The following is an 18041-nucleotide window of genomic DNA, read 5'->3' as shown; positions in this document are numbered from 1 at the left end:
ACTTGTGAATTGGATAGAAGCGGCCGTTCTGGGCCTTGTTCAGGGGCTTACCGAATTCCTGCCAATCTCATCGAGTGCACACCTGCGGATCGCCGGAGAGCTGCTTCCGAGGGAACAGGACCCGGGGGCCGCCTTCACCGCCATCACCCAGCTTGGAACCGAAACCGCGGTGATTGTCTACTTCTGGCGGGATATCCTCCGCATCATCAGTGCATGGTTCGGTTCCCTTACCGGCAAGGTTGCGCGCGATGACCCGGATGCTCGGATGGGTTGGCTCGTTATCATCGGCAGCGTCCCGATCGTCGTCCTTGGGCTGCTGTTTCAGGACCAAATTGAAAGCACGTTCCGGAGCATGTGGCTGGTGGCCACAATGCTGGTGATTTTCGGCGTGATCCTCGCCACAGCAGATGCCGTCGGGCGGCAGCGGCTCACCCTCGACCGCCTGACGTACAAGCACGGAATCCTGTACGGCCTGGCGCAGGCGCTGGCTCTCGTTCCAGGTGTGTCACGCTCAGGCGGAACGATCACTGCCGGTCTGCTGATGGGCTATACCCGGGAGGGTGCGGCCCGATACTCGTTCCTGCTCGCGATTCCCGCAGTTTTCGGCAGTGGCCTGTACCAGCTGTACAAGAGCGCCGGTACGCCGGGCCCCTACGGTGCCCTCGAAACGCTTCTCGCAACAATCATCGCGTTCGGGGTGGGGTATGTGATCATCGGTTGGTTCCTCAAGTTCGTATCGACCCGAAGCTACGGAATCTTTGTGTGGTATCGAATTGGACTCGGATTGGTGATTTTCCTGCTCCTCGGCTTCGGTGTCATTTCCGCGTAGCGATCCCTCCTGGTCCTCTGGGAGGTCCCATCGAAAGCCAAGTCCCGACCCCGTAAGGTAGAAGCGTGATTTCCTGGAATTCCCGGACCGTTCCGAGCCTGCCCGGCAGCCCACCGCCCATCCGCCTCTGGGACAGCGTGCGGGAAAATCTTTCGGAGATCGCCACGGGATCCAGGCAGGGACTGTACGTCTGCGGGATTACGCCGTATGACGCCACGCACATGGGTCACGCAGCAACTTACGTGGCATTCGACATGCTGAACCGGCTCTGGCGCGATGCGGGCTACGACGTGGATTATGTCCAGAACGTCACCGACGTGGACGATCCGCTGCTGGAGCGCGCCACTGCGACCAACGTTGACTGGATGGATCTGGCGCGTTCGCAGACGGACCTCTTTCGGACGGACATGGAGGCCCTCAACGTTCTGGCACCTTCCCATTACGTGGGGGCGGTGGAGTCGGTGGCGGCCATCGTCCCGGTGGTCGAAGACCTCCTTAAGCGCAACCTTGCCTACCGCGTGCCGGGATCTGAAACGGATCCTGACGGAGACGTCTACTTCTCGGTGGACCGCGCTGCACAGCTGTCGGCAACTTCCGGCGAAGCTCAGTGGAAGCCGGGCTTCATTTCCCACCTGAGCGAAGAGGAGATGATTCCGACCTTCGCTGAGCGAGGCGGCGATCCAGCCCGACCCGGCAAACACAACCCGCTGGACCCGCTCCTGTGGCGCGTTGCCCGGCCGGGAGAGCCCTCGTGGGACGGTGCTTCCCTCGGCTCCGGACGGCCCGGATGGCACATTGAATGCTCCGTGATCGCGCTCCAGCACCTGCCGGCGCCCTTCGCAGTCCAGGGCGGGGGAGCAGACCTGATGTTCCCTCACCACGAAATGAGCTCCGGACATGCCCAGGCGGTTTCCGGTCTCCCGCTCGCCCGTCATTACGCGCACGCAGGCATGGTCGGGCTCGACGGCGAGAAGATGAGCAAGTCCAAGGGCAATCTGGTGCTTGTGTCGGCGCTGCGTGAAGCCGGCACTGATCCTGCCGCCATTCGCCTCGCGATTCTCGCCAATCACTACCGTTCTGACTGGTCGTGGACCTCGGAGGGCCTCGACGCCGCACATTCCCGCCTCGACACCTGGCGTGCCGCTGTTGCCGGGGCGACCGTGGAGTCCGTTCAGGATCTCCTTGCATCGCTACGAGGAGCGCTGGCGAACGATCTTGATGCTCCGGCCGCACTGCAGGCGGTGGACCGGTGGTGTGCCGAGACGGCACACCTCACGGGAACCGACGACGGCGCTCAGTTGGCTGCCGACGCATTCGATGCGCTGCTGGGCATCCGGTTGAAAGACTAGTCTTTCCGTCGTTTCTTGAGGTAGCGCTCGAATTCGCGAGCGATCGACTCGCCGCTCGCCTCGGGGAGGTCCGCCGTGTCTTTCGCTTCCTCCAACTGCCGCACGTATGCTGCGACCTCCGGGTCTTCCGTGGAAAGTTCGTCGACGCCTCGCTCCCACGCTTCAGCTTCCTCCGCCAGCGCGGCGGTATCCAGGCTGACGTGAAGCAGTTCTTCGAGGCGATTCAACAGTGCCAGCTGTGCCTTCGGCGACGGAGACTGACCGACATAATGGGGGACCGCCGCCCACATCGACAGCGTCGGGATGTCAGCGAGCTGGCCGACCTCCGCAAGAACCCCCACAATTCCTATGGGGCCCTCATAGGTTGAGGACTCTACGTTGAGTGACTCACGAATCAGGTCATCGTCGGAGGAAACAGTGACCGGAATGGGACGGGTATGAGGCACATCCGCGAGCAGGGCACCGACCAGCACAAGGCAGTCCACGTCGAGTTCCTTCGCCATACCTACGAGTTCCGCGGTGTACGCACGCCACTTATAGGAGGGCTCGACTCCGTGAACCAGGATGACGTCGAGATCGCCACCCGGGACTGAAGCCCTGCTGATGCGCGTGGTAGGCCATTTGATGCGTCGCTGCCCCGAACTGTTGCGTTTGATGACTGGCCGGGTGAATTGGAAGTCGTAGAACTCGTCAGCATCGATGGTCGAGATTTTTTCCCCGCCCCACTGCTTGCCGACAAACTTCAGGGCATCGCTCGCTGCCTCACCGGCGTCGTTCCATCCTTCGAACGCGGCAAGCATGACCGTAACCCGGCGCTCGCCATCCCGCTCGGGAAAGAGCCCGGGAAGGCCGTCAGGAACGCCCTGGGTCTGGTTGTCTTCGAACGTACTCACCGTTTCACCCTAGACCTCCGCCGCGGCCGTTGTCAGGCGTACCACGCGTCTTCGCGTAGAGCGGACCCGCCGGTCGGCCCTGCGTGGCCACGTAGACTTGGGGCATGGTCACCCCTTCCAGCGATACGGCTGTGCCCTCAAATATTGAACAGCGTGCTGAGCACGATGCGCCCGCGATGCTTGACCTGCAGGCGGTGCTCTGGGACATGGACGGCACTATCGTCGATACGGAACCGTACTGGATTGAGGCCGAGTATCAGCTGGTTGCTGCCCATGGCGGCTCCTGGTCGGAAGCGCAGGCCGAGGGGCTGGTCGGACAGGCACTTACCTTTTCCGCCGGCGTGTTGCAGGCCGCAGGCGTGGATCTCAGCGTACGCGAGATCATCGATACGCTCACGGAACAGGTGACCGCAAAGGTGCGCGAGTCAGTGCCATGGCGGCCGGGTGCGCGCGAACTTCTGCTCGCCCTCCGCGATCAGGAAATTCCCTGTGCAATGGTCACGATGTCGGAGCAGCAGCTGGCCGCTGAAGTGGAACGCCATTTGCCGGCCGGCACCTTCGAACTGCTCGTAACCGGCGATCGGGTCGCGAAGGGTAAGCCCGATCCTGAGGCTTACCAGGCGGCGTTTGATGAGCTCTCGAAAGCCCGGTTGCTGAGCAAGGATCGCGTCATAGCCATCGAGGATTCCCTCCCGGGGGTCACTTCGGCCCGGGCAGCCGGAGTGATCACCCTCGGCGTGCCCCACTTCGTTGCTTTGCCCCCAGACGCCGCAGACCACCTGTGGCCCACCCTCGCCGGCCGCAGCGTCGAGGACCTCGAAACCCTGGTTGGGTCCTATTCCGACCGTGCCGGTGGCAGGCGGACCGCGTGAACGAGCCACGGCAACCTGAGGCAACCCGGCAGGACGGTATACCGCTGGGGCGCATCCTCGGCATCCCTGTTGTGCTGGCGTGGTCGTGGTTCATCATCGCGGCCTTCGTGGTCATAGTCTTCGGGCCTCAAGTGGCAGAGCTGTATCCGGCACTGGGCCTCGGTGCCTACGGCGTTGCTCTCGCATACGCAGTACTGCTCGCTGGCTCAGTCCTGATCCATGAACTTGCCCATGCGCTGTCTGCACGCCGTTTCGGGTGGCCGACCACGCGTATCGTCCTGAACCTTTGGGGCGGCCATACGCAGTTTGAGAATTTCGCTGCAAGCCCCGGGCGCTCACTCATCGTTGCCCTTGCAGGTCCTGCGGCGAACTTCGTGCTTGCCCTTGCCGGATGGGGAGCGATCGTACTCATAGAGCCTTCCGGAGTGACCAATCTCCTCGCCAACATCCTGGTGTGGGCAAACTTCCTCGTTGCGGCGTTCAATGTACTGCCGGGCTTGCCGCTCGACGGCGGTCGGATCGTCGAGTCCGCGGTCTGGCGGGCTACCGGCAGCCAGGAAAAAGGGACGGTGGCAGCCGGATGGACGGGCCGGGTGATCGCCGTCGGCCTGGTCGCAGCCGTCGTTCTTGTGCCGCTCCTGATCGGCGTCCGGCCCAGCGCTATCACGGTGATCGTCGCCGTCGTGATGGGCGGTTTCCTCTGGCTGGGAGCCAGCTCTGCGATTGCCAACGCAAAAATGCGCCTGAGGCTCCCCGAGGTGAGCGCGGGCAGACTGAAAAACCCGGCCGTGGGCATGCCGGCCGGTACCACCGTGCAACAGGTCAAGCGTCTGCTCACTGACCGGCCGGGCGTCGACATCGTTCTGACCAGTCCGAACGGCCTGCCGGAAGCCGTCGTGGACCGCGGGGCACTGGCGGCAGTGCCGGACTCCCAGGCAGACGCGACACCGGTGAACGCCGTGGCCCGCGCGCTTGCCCCCGGGGCGTATGTTCCGGAGTTCGCCGAAGGCCAGGAACTCGTACAGTATCTAGCCCGGCTCGCGGGCAGCGAGTATGCGGTGACGGACAGGCAGGGAACGGTCACCGGTCTGCTGCACCAGTCCGTCGTCATCGCGGCCATCACCGGCCGCTCTCATCCAGGCAGTAACTGACACCCAAAGCACGCGGGCGCCTTCGGGCTGCCTCAGCAGAACCACCGGAGGACCTTATGAACACCAGCCAGTTCGAGACGGAGGCTGAACCCCAGTCTGAGCACCACGCGGCACAGCAACCCCACGGAGCAGCGGCGCGCCGTGGACCCCTGCGTCCCGGTGAGCGCGTGCAACTCACCGATGAGAAGGGACGGATGAACACCATCACCCTGACTCCCGGCGGTGCGTTCCACACACACAGGGGTTTCCTCAGCCATGACCAGCTGATCGGGGCGTCCGAGGGGACGATCGTTACCAATACCACCGGTGCGCAGTACCAGGCGCTTCGCCCATTGCTCTCCGACTTCGTGCTCTCGATGCCGCGTGGCGCTGCCGTGGTGTACCCCAAGGACGCGGGCCAGATCGTCACAATGGCCGACATCTTCCCGGGGGCACGGGTGGTGGAAGCTGGCGTCGGCTCAGGAGCGCTGTCCATCTCACTCCTGCGTGCCGTCGGTGACAGCGGGTACCTGCACTCATTCGAGCGGCGCGAAGAGTTCGCGGACATCGCGAAGGGCAACGTAGAGACGATCTTCGGCGGCGAACACCCCGCCTGGCAAATCACGCTCGGTGATTTCCAGGAGCAGGTCCTCGAAGCAGAGGAGCCCGGAAGCGTCGACCGCGTTGTCCTTGACATGCTTGCGCCCTGGGAGTGCCTCGACGCGGTCGCCACGGTGCTGGCGGCAGGAGGGGTCTGGATCAACTACGTCGCTACGGTGACCCAGTTGTCCCGTACGGCCGAGGCAATACGGGCCGATGGCCGATTCACCGAGCCGGAAGCGTGGGAATCTATGGTGCGCGGGTGGCATCTGGAGGGCCTGGCGGTCCGACCCGATCACCGAATGGTGGCACACACCGGTTTCCTGCTCACCACACGGCGGCTTGCGCACGGTGTGACCGGTATCAGCACGAAGCGCCGACCGTCGAAGACCGGTTTCAGCGAAGAGGACCTCAATGCGTGGACCCCGCAGGCGGTGGGGGAGCGGGCGGTATCAGACAAGCGGCTTCGGCGGGTAGCCCGGGATGCCAGTTCCACCATCCAGCGCGGCGCGCTTCCTCCCGAGGAGGCACAGGCGCGGCGCGACTCCCAGGGTACCGAACAGGCTGACTGAGCCGACCTCAGCTGAAAGTGACGAAGTTATCACTTTCAGCCTAATCCGATGTCCACTGCGCTATGGTCAAAAGAGAACGCAACAGCAACGGAGAAGGTGGCGATCGCGGTGGATACATCGAATAACGACTCCGGAATGCCCCAGTCAGCGCCGGAACCAGCCCGCACTCCCACTGAAGGGCAGCTTGCAGTCGCCCAGCGCCAGATCAACGTTTTGCGTGACAAGCTGCGGCATATCGACCGGCAGTTGGCGTCCGCAACCCAGAATAACTCCAAGCTCGTATCGGCATTGGAGGCCGCACGAACCGAGATCGTCCGGTTGAAGGGTGCGCTGGAGAAGGAAGGGGCAGCGCCGTTCAGCTTCGCAACCGTCATCGAGGTGAACGAGCGTACCTCCCAGATTGGGGCCAACGGTGCGGAAGCCGCGCTGCAGGACAGCGCGGACATCTTCCAGTCGGGCCGGAAGCTGAGGGTTGCCGTCAGCCCGCTAGTCAACGTTGACCAGCTCATGCCTGGGCAGGAAGTCCTGCTCAACGAGTCCCTCACGATAGTTGCAGCGCTTTCTTTCGAACGTTCCGGCGAACTTGTGACCATCAAGGAGCTGCTGGGCAAGGACCGGGTGCTCGTGATCGGCCGCGCTGACGAAGAGCGCGTCGTCCGCCTGAGCGGGCCGCTCCAGCAGCAGAAGATCCGGGTCGGGGATGCTCTGTCCGTGGATAACAGGACCGGCTACGCCCTGGAGAAAATTGCTCGCAGCGAGGTCGAAAACCTCGTCCTGGAAGAGGTGCCGGACATTGCGTACGAGGATATCGGCGGGCTGGGCCCGCAGATCGAGCAGATTCGCGACGCCGTTGAGCTGCCCTTCCTTCATCCGGACCTGTACCGCGAGCACGGCCTGAAGGCACCAAAGGGCATCCTCCTCTACGGCCCGCCCGGGTGCGGTAAGACGCTCATTGCCAAAGCAGTCGCCAACTCGCTGGCGGCGAGGGCTATTGAGCGGACAGGCTCTGAGGAAACCCGCAGTTACTTCCTCAACATCAAGGGGCCCGAGCTCCTGGACAAGTATGTCGGTGAGACAGAGCGACACATTCGGCTCATTTTTGCCCGCGCTCGGGAAAAGGCATCGGACGGTTCGCCCGTGGTCGTCTTCTTCGACGAGATGGACTCCCTGTTCCGCACCCGCGGCACCGGCGTTTCATCCGACGTGGAAACCACCATCGTTCCGCAGCTTCTCAGCGAGATCGACGGCGTGGAGAAACTTGAGAACGTGATCGTCATCGGCGCATCCAACCGCGAGGACATGATCGACCCGGCTATTCTCCGGCCCGGGCGGCTTGATGTGAAGATCAAGATCCATCGTCCCGATGCGGAGGGCGCAGCGGAGATTTTCGCCAAGTATGTTACCGGCAATCTACCGTTGCACCGGGATGACCTGGCTGAGTACGGCGGAGACATTACAACCACCATCCAGGCGATGATCCGCCGCACGGTGGAGAAAATGTACTCAACGGAGAAGTCAAACGAGTACCTTGAGGTCACCTATGCCAACGGGGACACGGAGATGCTGTACTTCAAGGACTTCAACTCGGGTGCCGTCATCCAGAATGTCGTGGATCGCGCCAAGAAGAGCGCCATCAAGGATCTCCTGCTGAACGGGCAGAAAGGCTTGCGCATCGAACACCTTCTGCAGGCCGTGGTGGACGAGTTCCGCGAGCACGAGGACATGCCGAACACCACCAATCCGGACGACTGGGCGCGCATCTCGGGCAAGAAGGGCGAACGTATTACGTACATCCGGACGATCGTGCAGGGCAAGGCCGGTCAGGAACCTGGCAAGACAATCGAGACTGCGGCCAACACGGGGCAGTATCTGTGACAGGAAATCCCTCCGAATCTGCACCAACGACCGATCTGCCGCCCCTGACCGTACACCGGGTCATGGGCACCGAAACCGAATACGGCATCATTGCTCCCGGGATCTCGGACGCGAATGCCACTGTGCTTTCAACGCAGGTGGTGAACGCTTACGCGGCAACCCTGCGGGAAGGCCTGGGCAACCTCGCCGGAACCCGCTGGGACTATACGGATGAAGCTCCGCTGTCCGACGCCCGCGGATGGCAGGTTGGCCGCACCTCCGCTGAGCCCTCGCAGCTCACCGATGAGCCGCCCGTCCTGACGGCAGAACAGGTCGCGCTCGTGGACCAGGGGACCGGTGACCCCGCGGAAGATCCCGCGGTACTGATGAATCTCGTCCTGAGCAACGGAGCCCGGCTCTATGTGGACCATGCGCACCCCGAGTACTCAAGTCCGGAAGTGACGAGCCCCCTCGATTCCGTGCGCTGGGACCGTGCCGGCGACGTCGTGGTGCAGCGGGCGATGGCGCGTATCGCTGCGACGCCCGGTTTTGCGCCAGTGGTCCTCTACAAAAACAACACGGACAGCAAGAGCGTCTCCTACGGATCCCACGAGAACTACCTTGTACCGCGGAGCGTTCCCTTCAGCAGGATCGCTACCGCGCTGATTCCATTTTTCGTGACCCGGCAGGTGATTTGCGGAGCCGGACGGTTGGGTATCGGCGCCCTGAACCAACAGCCCGGCTATCAGCTCAGCCAGCGGGCAGACTTCTTCGAGAATGAGGTGGGTCTGGAGACAACCGTGCGCAGGCCGATCATCAACACCCGGGATGAACCGCATGCAGTCGCCGAAAAGTACCGCCGTCTGCATGTCATCATCGGGGACGCAAACCTGAGCGAGGTGTCCAATTACCTGAAGCTGGGCACAACCTCGCTGATCCTTTCACTGATCGAAAATGAGCTCCTTTCGGTCCCTGCTATCGCGGAACCCGTCCGGGAACTCCAGGCTATTAGTCACGACCCGACGCTGCGCCACCTCGTCACTCTTTCTGACGGCCGCAAGGTTACAGCCCTCGATATTCAGGAGAAGTACCTCGAAGCAGCGCGTAGCGCGGTGGACCACCAGGGCGGCGGGGATGAGCAGACTGCAGACGTGCTGGGCCGTTGGGAATCCCTGATTGCCGTGCTCCGCCGGGATCCCATGGAGGCTGCACGGCAGGTGGACTGGGTTGCTAAATTGAAGGTCCTGCAGGCCTACCGGGACCGGGATTCTCTCGAGTGGAACGATCCCCGGCTCGCGTTGATCGACCTGCAGTACGCGGACCTCCGACCGGACAAAGGCATCTACTACCGGCTTGCAGCCCGGGGCTCAATGGAGCGGCTGGTGAGCGACGACGACGTCGTTGCGGCCGTCGCAGATCCGCCACGGGACACACGCGCCTACTTCCGCGGTCGCTGCATCTCCTCTTTCCCGAAGGAGGTGGTCGGCGCGAGCTGGGACTCAATTATCTTTGAGCTGCCTTCACAGCGCAGACTGCAGCGAATCCAGACCCGCGAACCCCTTCGCGGAACAGCAGCACTGACGGAGGAACTATTCTCAGGTTCGCGGACGGCTGAGGAATTTGTCTCCCGCTTACAGGGCGGTCCGGAACCCAGCATGGCACCATAGAAGTAGCCGACAACAGGCCGAAGAGAAGGGCACTCATCATGGCAACACAGGATCAGCGGAATACCGGATCGCGCCCCGAAGAGCAGGACGAGGTCAGTCCCGACCTCGCGCCAGCCCCAGCCGCCGGCCAGTCGCAGGACAATGCCGAGACAGAAGGAGTCGATGATCTCCTGGATGAGATCGACGGTGTCCTGGAGTCCAACGCGGAGGAGTTTGTCCGGGGATTTGTGCAGAAGGGCGGACAGTAACGCATGCTGCCGGAAGACGCGGCCGCAACCATAGGCCGGGCCGCATCCACCTCCTTCTCTGAGTACATAGCCGCGCAGAACCCAGCCGCACTTCCCTCTGGCCGCGACGCAGGAAATCACTCCGGCGGCGCAGACCTTGCTCCGCACGCCACAACGATCGTGTCGCTGACCTATGCCGGCGGCGTCCTCATGGCCGGTGACCGCCGGGCTACGATGGGCAACGTCATTGCCAGCCGTCACATAGAGAAGGTGTTCCCCGCGGACATGTTCTCGGTCCTCGGAATCGCCGGAAGCGCCGGAATCGCTCTTGATATCACGCGTCTGTTCCAGGTTGAGCTTGAGCACTACGAGAAGATTGAAGGCACCCGGATGAGCCTCGACGGCAAGGCAAACCGGCTTGCCGCCATGATCAGGGCGAACCTTCCCCTTGCTCTCCAGGGTCTGGCCGTTGTTCCCCTGTTCGCGGGGTTCGACACCACGCGCAGGGTCGGGCGCCTCTTCTCCTATGACGTCACCGGCGGGCGTTACGAAGAGCAGGAACACCATTCGGTCGGATCCGGGTCTGTCTTCGCCCGGGGTGCTCTGAAGAAGCTGTGGAAGCCCAACCTCGGAGAGGACGCGGCGGTGAAAGTCGCGGTGGAGTCCTTGTATGACGCCGCTGATGACGATTCCGCGACCGGCGGCCCCGACGTCGTCCGTCAGCTCTGGCCGGTGGTCTACACCGTAAACGGAGCAGGAGCACGGCGTATCCCCGAGCGGAGCCTTGCCCAGGCGGCCGAGGAGATCATTGCATCGCGATCGGTATCAGGGCGGGAGGCCTAACGATGACTCAGCAGTTCTACGTCTCGCCGGAACAGCTCATGAAGGACCGCGCCGATTTCGCGCGGAAGGGCATTGCACGCGGTCGTTCCGTTGCCGTCCTCTCCTGCAGGGAAGGCATCGCGCTGGTGGCGGAGAATCCCTCACCGTCGCTGCACAAGCTAGGAGAAATCTATGACCGCATCGGGTTCGCTGCGGTGGGGAAGTACAACGAGTTCGAGAGCCTGCGGCAGGCAGGCGTTCGATACGCGGATGTCCGTGGCTACTCCTATGACCGCGAGGACGTCACAGCGCGAGGTCTCGCAAGTGTCTACGCGCAGAGCCTCGGTGCGGTGTTCACCGCCGAGAGCAAACCGTTCGAGGTCGAACTCGCTGTCCCTGAAGTGGGCATGACGATCGCCGAGGACCACATCTACCGTTTGACCTTCGACGGCTCCATTGCTGATGAGACCGGGTTTATCGTGATGGGCGGCCAGGCAGACGCCGTCGTTGACGCGCTTAAGGGCCGCTGGAGTGCTGAACAGGACTTCGGCGAGACAATCCGCGCCGCTGTCGACTCCCTTCGGGAGAGCGGCGGAACAACCCCCGAACCGCGAGTGCACCTCGGCTCCAAGACCCTTGAAGTAGCCGTTCTGGACCGAGATCCGCTCACCACCCGGGGGAGTGTCCGGGCGTTTCGCCGCATTTCGGGACACGAGCTGGACGCCATGCTGAACAATGAGCGGGTGTCGCTGTAATGGATCGCCGGATCTACGGGATCGAGACGGAGTTCGGGATCGCCTACTCCGGTCCGAATTCGCGGCCCCTGTCTCCCGAGGAAGTTGCCCGCTACCTCTTCCGAAAGGTGGTCAGCTGGGGACGTTCTTCGAACGTCTTTCTGACCAATGGGTCCCGGCTCTACCTGGACGTGGGATCCCACCCCGAGTACGCCACTGCCGAGTGCGACGACGTCGCACAACTAATCGCGCACGATCGAGCCGGCGAACTCATCCTCGAGGACCTGATCGCCGAGGCCCAGCGCAAACTCGGTCAGGAAGGCTACGACGGCCGGGTCTATCTATTCAAAAACAACACAGATTCTGCGGGTAACTCCTACGGCTCCCACGAGAATTACCTCATCCCACGCAAACTGGAATTTTCGCGGTTGTCCGACATCCTGATTCCGTTCCTTGTGACGCGCCAGCTCCTGGTCGGAGCCGGGAAAGTTCTGAAGACCCAGTCCGGCTCCCTTTACGCCTTCTCCCAGCGGGCGGACCACATTTGGGAGGGTGTTTCTTCGGCGACAACCCGTTCCAGGCCGATCATCAACACGCGCGATGAACCGCACGCTGATGCTGAGTTCTACCGTCGGCTCCACGTCATCGCCGGTGACTCCAACATGTCGGAGACGACCACACTCCTGAAGGTCGGGTCCGTTGACCTGATCCTTCGCATGATCGAAGCAGGAGTCATTATGCGGGACTTCCGGCTTGAGAACCCGATCCGGAGCATCCGCGAGATTTCCCACGACCTCACCGGCAGGCAACCGCTCAAGCTGGCCAACGGCAGGCGGGTGTCTGCCCTTGACATCCAGCATGAGTACCTCAACCGTGCCCGCTCCTTCGTTGAAGCGGAAGGCGCGCATACACCGCACCTTCCCCGGGTACTGGAGCTGTGGGAACGTACCCTGCGGGCAGTGGAGACAGACAACCACGCGTTGATCGATCGGGAGGTTGACTGGGCAATCAAGAAGAAGCTTGTTGACCGCTATATGGAACGAAACAACCTGGACCTGGATTCTGCGCGGGTTGCGCAAATCGACCTGACCTACCATGACATCTCGCGGTCACGCGGCCTGTTTTTCATGCTGCAGGCACGCGGAGAAACGGCGCGGGTGGTGGACGATGTCGACATCAAGGCTGCCGTGGACATCCCCCCGCAGACCACCCGCGCCCGGCTGCGTGGGGAGTTCGTCCGCCGCGCGAAGGAAGCCAACCGCGACTTCACCGTCGACTGGGTGCACCTGAAACTCAATGACCGTGCGCAACAAACTATCCTCTGCAAGGATCCTTTTGCCTCCGAAGATGAGCGGGTCAGCGCTCTGCTGGAGCATCTGTAAGCGTCGTTACGTTCACCGGCCTAGGAGAAATCTCCCAGCCCAACCCGTTAGGGTAGGTAAAGTCCGGTGCCGAGAGGACGACCGGCAGGATCGCGGAACCGCGTTCTCCACTCCACTTGAAAGAAATACCGTGCGAAAAGTATTAGCATTCCTGCTGCCCGCAATGCTGTTCCTGACCGCTTGCGGCGGGCCAACCACCCCTGCGGATTTTGGAGCAGACGGCAAGTCCGCCGGTGTAGCCGACACCCTGGAGTCCGTTGAGGTTTCCGACGCCGGCCCGGACACCGCGCCCGAGGTTGAGTTCGATGCACCGCTTGACATCGCAGAGCAGGGCGCACGCGTCGTCGCCGAGGGGGACGGCGCCGTTATTGAGGCAGGCCAGAATCTCCAAGTTCATGTCCTCTCACTCAATCCTGAGGACGGCAGCGCACTTCGGGACTCCTATGAGGAGGGCGCCCCGCAGGGCTTGCCCCTCGACGACCAGCTTCAGGAGGTCTACCCCTCGCTGTACGAGGTCATGGTGGGGTCGACGGTCGGTTCCCAGATTGCGTTCGCTATCCCTGCTGAGGAGGAGCAGCCCCAGTCTCAGAACGTGCTGCTCGTACTGCAAGTTATCAGTGCCGAGAATCCCCCGAGGAAGCTCTCCTCGGAAGAGGTTGCGGAGCTCGAGGAAGCAGGGCAGCTTCCCACCGTGACGCTTGACGGCGAGGGTGTTCCCTCGATCGAGTTCCCGGATAATGAAGCCCCGTCGGATCTCGTCGTCAAGGTCATCGAAGAGGGGACCGGCGAGGAGATCACCGAAGCGGACACCATCGCCGCAAACTACACCGGGTGGTCCTGGCAGGGCGAGCAGTTCGATTCCAGCTTTGATCGAGGCGAGCCGACGGAGTTCCCGCTCAACGGGGTCATCCCGGGCTGGACCCAGGGTCTGTCCGGCTTGAAAGTCGGCTCCAAAGTCCTGCTCGTGATCCCGTCGGCCATGGCCTACGGTGACCAGCCCGCCCAGGGACCGGCGGGTCCGCTCGCCTTCTACGTCGAAATCGTCGAAAAAGTAGCCGCAGAGTAAGTAGTAAGTAAAGGAGCCACCATGTCGTTCGGACAGCGCGAATACGACCGCACCAAGCCCGAGGTCGATTTCCCCGGCGAAGCCCTGCCTGAGGACCTTGTCATCAAGGACCTGATCGAGGGCACAGGGCGGGAAGCTCAGGCGGGGGATACCGTCTCAGCCCACTATGTCGGAGTGGCATTCTCCACCGGAGAGGAGTTTGACTCCTCCTGGAACCGCGGCACGCCGCTGGACTTCCGCATCGGCGTCGGGCAGGTCATCCAGGGATGGGATCAGGGAATCTCGGGCATGAAGGTCGGCGGCCGACGCCGTCTGGAAATTCCACCGCACCTCGCGTACGGAGACCGCGGCGCGGGTTCCGCTATCGCACCCGGCGAATCTCTCATTTTCGTCGTGGACCTCATGGGCGTTCGCTAACACCATTGATAGAAAGGGCGGGCAGCAAACACCGAAAGGGAATGCTGCCCGCCCTTCGTCGTCTTCCCAGTGTTCCCGAGAAGGTATCCTTGCCACCGTGTCAGCGAAACGTACAGAACGCCTGCTCACCCTGGTGATGCTGCTCCTGTCCTCCCGGCAGGGGTGGACCAAGGAGGAGCTGTTTCGTGAGATCGAACAGTACGACCAGGCATCCACCGTGGCCGCGCGTGAGAAGCTCTTCGACCGCGACAAGGCAACGTTGCGCGAACAGGGCATCCCGCTTGAGTCATTCACCGAGGACCGCCTGTTCGAGAATGACAATGCGTCCACCCGCTATCGGATCAACGCGGAAGACTACCGTTTGCCCGGCATGAGCTTCACCGCGGCAGAGTCAGCGGCACTCACCATCGCTGCAGGCATGTGGGAGGAAGCCTCGTTGGGTTCCGCGGCATCGCGGGCGCTACGGAAGCTCCAGGGCAGGGGAGTAGGCGCGGAGTCGGCCTCCCGGTCGTCGATCGAGGCGCGGATCCGAACGAATGAACCGTTCTGGGACGAACTCTGGCAGGCCACCACCGGGCGCCGCGTCATTCGTTTCGGGTATCGGGCGGCGAGCACCGGCGAAGAGCGTGATCGCACCGTGCAGCCCTGGGGAATGGGCAGTCGGTTCGGGCACTGGTACCTGGTGGGCTTCGATATTGATCGCCAAGCGGAGCGCTGGTTCCGCCTCACCCGAATCACCACGCCGCCCACCACACAGGCCGGCACCTACAGCGTGCCCCCGGACTTCTCGATGTCTGCTTCCCTCGCCACGCTCACTGCGGATGCGCTGGGCCAGCGCGCGGCCGTCGCCGTCAGGACGGGAACCTGCCACATCCTAAGGGCACGGCCGGGTGCTATTTCGACGGTACGAAGCGACGGGTGGGACACTCTCGAGTTCAGCTATTCGGATGAGGCTACGGCTGCCGGTGAGATCGCATCCTTCGGCCCGAACGCCGTAGCACTCTCCCCGGACTCGCTCGCAGCGGAAATACGACGTCGGCTGAAAGGGGCAGCGCGTGCGCTGCGGGAGGTGCCGCCGTCGTTTGCTTTCGACGGGACAGTAACCCGGTCTGCGCCCGTGCGGCCCGGCGGTTCGACGGAGGATCGCCTGTTGCGCCTGCTCGATCTGGTGCCTTACCTGCTGAACCACCCCGGAGTCGAGGTCGCCATTGCGGCCCGGGACTTCGGCGTGTCACCGGCTCAATTGATCAGAGATGTTGAATTGCTCTTTGTCAGCGGTCCGCGCTTCTATCCGGACGGCCTGATCGACATCCAGCTTGAGGACAACCGAATCCATATCACCGACCCGCAGTCGCTGGGTGATCCGATCCGGTTCGGCCTCGATGAGGTGTGCGCCCTCCTGGTGGGACTGGACACGCTGATCAACCTTCCGGGCCTGCCCGATGACTCTGCGGTCCGCTCCGCCCGGGAGAAACTCCGCGCTGGAGCAGGGGACGCAGCGCGAATGAACGACTCGATCGCAACCAGGATCACCGAGGACGAGGTTGCCCCGGTCCTTGCGACAGTGCGCGCGGGGATCGAACAGCACAGACAGCTGCACTTGCGCTACGTGGTACCTGCCCGGGATGAGGTGACCGAGAGGTTCATCGAGCCGCTGAGGGCCTTCCTTCACGAGGACGCCTGGTACCTCGATGCCTGGTGCCACAGTGCAGGCGGCCGGCGTAACTTCCGCCTGGACCGCGTGCAGCACGTCGAGCTGACTGAGCGGCCGACTACCGTCGAGGCGGAGTCACCGTCCGTCATCTTCGACCATTCCAGCGCGGACCGCGCCGTCGTACTCCTCCTGGGTGCGGGCGCGCGCTGGATCGCCGAGTCGTATGCCGCCGAGCTCACCGCGCAGACAGGCGACGGCAGGCTGGCTGCGGAGATCAGGGTCGGCACAACCACGTGGCTGCCGGGGCTCGTGGCGAGTCTCGGCGGTGAGTGCACCGTGGCGGAACCGGAGGCAGAGCGGGAGATTGCCCGTGAATTCGTTGACGCTGCACTGGCCGTCCACCGGCAGCGCACCGGCAACTAGACTGGCCGTATGGAATGGTGGACGTGGATTATTCTGTGGGTGGCGCTTGCCGCGCTGACACTTCTCTTTCTGGGTTTCCTTGCCTGGCGCCTGTTTCGCGGCTTCACCGCCCTTATGGACGAAGCAGGACGGGCCTCCGAGCTGTTGACGCCTGATTTCGACGCTGCGGAAGCCGGAGAATTGCGGCCCGTCCCGCTTGCGGTTTTCACGTCGCCGGCAGTTGTTCGGGCTGAAAATTCCCTCGCCTCCCGGGCGCGCGCTTGGCAGCGGCTGGAGCGCAGGGTACGACGGCGGTCCCTTCGTGGACAGCCTCAGCTCCTGCGTGACTTACCGCACCTATGACCTAGACTTGAACGTAGACTCACCGAGAGGACATTTAGTCATGCAGATCCAGGGTTGGCACATTCTTATCATCATCGTCATTGCGATTCTGCTGTTTGGTGCGCCCAAGCTTCCGGGTCTGGCACGCAGCGTCGGCCAGTCGCTTCGCATCTTCAAGTCGGAGGTTCGACAGATGAAGGAAGAAAACAACTCCGATGACGCGGACGGGTCCTCGCCGGTCGAAGGGCGCGTGGTGAATCAGCCGGGCCACGACGAACCCCGGCGCAGCCACGACGATCCCCAGCATGGGACCACCCGCTCCTCGGGCCCGGGTAGCACGTCCTCCACCAGCTGAGCACCATGCCGCGGGTGAAAGGGCGCAAAGCGAATCCCGAAGGGCGGATGGCGCTCAAGGAACACCTAATCGAGGCGCGTAACCGACTCTTCAAATCGGCCATCGCCGTTGTTGTGGGCACCGTCATCGGATTCTTCATCTACAACCCGGTGCTTGAAGCGATGGCAACACCGGTGCGCAATATCAACCAGATCGACGGCAGAAACGCAGCGCTGAACTTCGACGGCGTCGGGTCTCCCTTCGACCTGATGATCCAGATCTCGGTCTTCCTCGGTCTCGTCATCGCCAGCCCGGTGTGGCTTTACCAGCTGTGGGCGTTCATCACCCCCGGGCTTCGCTCGAAAGAACGGCGCATTGCGCTCGGCTTCATCGCCGTCGCTGTCCCGCTGTTCATCGCGGGTCTCTATCTGGCCTGGCTGATCCTGCCGAGTGCCGTGCGAGTGCTGACCGACTTCACGCCGGAAGGCTTCGCGAACCTCATCTCCGTCCCCGTGTACATAACCTTCCTGCTGCGGCTGATGCTGGCCTTCGGCATCGCCTTCCTCCTGCCTGTGGTGCTGTTCGGACTGAACCTGGTGGGCATCATCAAGGGCAAGCAGGTGCTCAAGTCCTGGCGCATCACAGTGTTCCTCATCTGCCTCTTCGCGGCGATGGCGGCACCGGGCGGCGATGCCATGAGCATGTTCTACCTGGCCATACCGCTGTTGCTGCTGTTCTTTGTCGCCATTGGCTTGTGCCTCCTTAATGACAAGCGCCGCGACAAACGGAACGCGGCGCGGGAGGCAGACATCGAGGCAAACGCGGACACCGCATCGAGGATCGACGGAATCTGACGCCTGCTCCGAATGCAGTAGCCGGACGTCCGGAGAGTCTA

Annotated in this window: 18 protein-coding genes; 17 read left to right on the top strand and 1 reads right to left on the bottom strand. The window is 62.9% G+C overall.

Annotated elements, in window-relative coordinates; all coding sequences use genetic code 11:
- The first annotated feature begins 4 nt into the window (after window positions 1-4).
- Window positions 5-829: an undecaprenyl-diphosphate phosphatase gene (locus tag AC4D1W_RS11240; RefSeq protein ID WP_490891541.1), complete on the top strand. Its 825-nt coding sequence runs from the start codon at window positions 5-7 to the stop codon at window positions 827-829.
- A 65-nt stretch (window positions 830-894) separates the two neighbouring features.
- Window positions 895-2178, top strand: a complete 1284-nt coding sequence (gene mshC / locus AC4D1W_RS11235) for a cysteine--1-D-myo-inosityl 2-amino-2-deoxy-alpha-D-glucopyranoside ligase (protein ID WP_490891542.1) — start codon at window positions 895-897, stop codon at window positions 2176-2178.
- Here mshC and AC4D1W_RS11230 read toward each other — a convergent pair.
- The gene (locus AC4D1W_RS11230) at window positions 2175-3071 is read right to left on the bottom strand and encodes a proteasome assembly chaperone family protein (RefSeq protein ID WP_490891543.1); all 897 of its coding nucleotides are present in this window, start codon (window positions 3069-3071) and stop codon (window positions 2175-2177) included. The two genes, mshC and AC4D1W_RS11230, sit on opposite strands and share 4 nt — an antisense overlap.
- A gap of 104 nt (window positions 3072-3175) precedes the next feature.
- Between AC4D1W_RS11230 and AC4D1W_RS11225 the strand changes: the two genes are divergently transcribed.
- The 15 genes from AC4D1W_RS11225 (at window position 3176) to tatC (ending at window position 18000) form a co-directional block, all read left to right on the top strand.
- The gene (locus AC4D1W_RS11225; RefSeq protein WP_490891544.1) at window positions 3176-3943 is read left to right on the top strand and encodes an HAD family hydrolase; all 768 of its coding nucleotides are present in this window, start codon (window positions 3176-3178) and stop codon (window positions 3941-3943) included.
- Window positions 3940-5094: a site-2 protease family protein gene (locus AC4D1W_RS11220; protein WP_490898779.1), complete on the top strand. Its 1155-nt coding sequence runs from the start codon at window positions 3940-3942 to the stop codon at window positions 5092-5094. Before AC4D1W_RS11225 ends, AC4D1W_RS11220 begins: the two co-directional genes overlap by 4 nt.
- Before the next feature lie 56 nt (window positions 5095-5150).
- Window positions 5151-6245 (top strand): tRNA (adenine-N1)-methyltransferase, encoded by a 1095-nt coding sequence (locus tag AC4D1W_RS11215; RefSeq protein ID WP_490891546.1) that lies wholly within the window; start codon window positions 5151-5153, stop codon window positions 6243-6245.
- A 135-nt stretch (window positions 6246-6380) separates the two neighbouring features.
- Window positions 6381-8120 (top strand): proteasome ATPase, encoded by a 1740-nt coding sequence (gene arc / locus AC4D1W_RS11210; protein WP_490891779.1) that lies wholly within the window; start codon window positions 6381-6383, stop codon window positions 8118-8120.
- A gap of 62 nt (window positions 8121-8182) precedes the next feature.
- Entirely contained in the window at window positions 8183-9766 is a 1584-nt protein-coding gene (gene dop / locus AC4D1W_RS11205; protein WP_490898778.1) for a depupylase/deamidase Dop, read from the top strand.
- A gap of 38 nt (window positions 9767-9804) precedes the next feature.
- On the top strand, window positions 9805-10014 hold the full coding sequence (locus AC4D1W_RS11200; protein ID WP_490898777.1) for a ubiquitin-like protein Pup: 210 nt from the start codon (window positions 9805-9807) through the stop codon (window positions 10012-10014).
- A 6-nt stretch (window positions 10015-10020) separates the two neighbouring features.
- Entirely contained in the window at window positions 10021-10836 is an 816-nt protein-coding gene (prcB, locus tag AC4D1W_RS11195; protein WP_490891780.1) for a proteasome subunit beta, read from the top strand.
- 2 nt (window positions 10837-10838) lie between these two features.
- Window positions 10839-11570, top strand: a complete 732-nt coding sequence (gene prcA / locus AC4D1W_RS11190; protein ID WP_490891549.1) for a proteasome subunit alpha — start codon at window positions 10839-10841, stop codon at window positions 11568-11570.
- Window positions 11570-12931, top strand: coding sequence for a Pup--protein ligase (gene pafA / locus AC4D1W_RS11185; RefSeq protein ID WP_490891550.1), 1362 nt, complete (start codon window positions 11570-11572; stop codon window positions 12929-12931). Before prcA ends, pafA begins: the two co-directional genes overlap by 1 nt.
- 130 nt (window positions 12932-13061) lie before the next feature.
- Entirely contained in the window at window positions 13062-13997 is a 936-nt protein-coding gene (locus tag AC4D1W_RS11180; RefSeq protein ID WP_490898776.1) for an FKBP-type peptidyl-prolyl cis-trans isomerase, read from the top strand.
- Between the two features lie 21 nt (window positions 13998-14018).
- The gene (locus AC4D1W_RS11175; protein WP_490898775.1) at window positions 14019-14414 is read left to right on the top strand and encodes an FKBP-type peptidyl-prolyl cis-trans isomerase; all 396 of its coding nucleotides are present in this window, start codon (window positions 14019-14021) and stop codon (window positions 14412-14414) included.
- A 97-nt stretch (window positions 14415-14511) separates the two neighbouring features.
- Window positions 14512-16491, top strand: coding sequence for a helix-turn-helix transcriptional regulator (locus tag AC4D1W_RS11170; protein ID WP_490898774.1), 1980 nt, complete (start codon window positions 14512-14514; stop codon window positions 16489-16491).
- A 9-nt stretch (window positions 16492-16500) separates the two neighbouring features.
- The gene (locus tag AC4D1W_RS11165; RefSeq protein WP_490898773.1) at window positions 16501-16833 is read left to right on the top strand and encodes a hypothetical protein; all 333 of its coding nucleotides are present in this window, start codon (window positions 16501-16503) and stop codon (window positions 16831-16833) included.
- A gap of 40 nt (window positions 16834-16873) precedes the next feature.
- A complete protein-coding gene (gene tatA / locus AC4D1W_RS11160; RefSeq protein ID WP_490891555.1) occupies window positions 16874-17167 on the top strand; it encodes a Sec-independent protein translocase subunit TatA in 294 nt (97 codons plus the stop codon).
- Between the two features lie 5 nt (window positions 17168-17172).
- Window positions 17173-18000, top strand: a complete 828-nt coding sequence (tatC, locus tag AC4D1W_RS11155; RefSeq protein WP_490891556.1) for a twin-arginine translocase subunit TatC — start codon at window positions 17173-17175, stop codon at window positions 17998-18000.
- The last annotated feature ends 41 nt before the right edge of the window (window positions 18001-18041 follow it).

It is taken from the genome of Arthrobacter sp. TJ-170, from assembly GCF_058269305.1.
Note: the sequence above shows the minus strand (reverse complement) of the source record. Positions and strands in the feature narration are given on the sequence as shown.